This window comes from Pseudomonas sp. DE0010 (genome assembly GCF_007680745.1).
GTDB classification, from domain to species: Bacteria; Pseudomonadota; Gammaproteobacteria; order Pseudomonadales; family Pseudomonadaceae; genus Aquipseudomonas; species Aquipseudomonas parafulva_B.
Genome location: NZ_VEJQ01000149.1, coordinates 1 through 300, shown reverse-complemented (window position 1 = coordinate 300; position 300 = coordinate 1). Strand labels below are relative to the sequence as shown.

General features: G+C 65.0%; 1 pseudogene. It reads right to left on the bottom strand.

What is annotated here, in order from left to right:
- Positions 1-168: 168 nt before the first annotated feature.
- A pseudogene (locus tag FS767_RS22025) lies at positions 169-300 on the bottom strand (sugar ABC transporter permease); the annotation flags it as partial.

The following is a 300-nucleotide window of genomic DNA, read 5'->3' as shown; positions in this document are numbered from 1 at the left end:
ACACCCGTAGCGTGGAAAGCGGCGCAGCCTTTTCCACTGAAGAGTTCATCGCGGGTCCTACCCTCACCCCGGCCCTCTCCCTGAGGGAGAGGGGGCGATACGGAGTGAGAGGGAGCTTTGCCGTAGGGTGGATGACGGCGCAGCCTCATCCACGCCTGGTCATCCCGCTCAGCGCCGGCTGGTGCGGGTGCTGACGTCGACCCAGACGGCCAGGACCAGGATGCCGCCCTTGACGATCATCTGCCAGTAGCTGTCCACGTCGAGCATGGACATGCCGTTGTCCAGGCTGGCGATCACCAG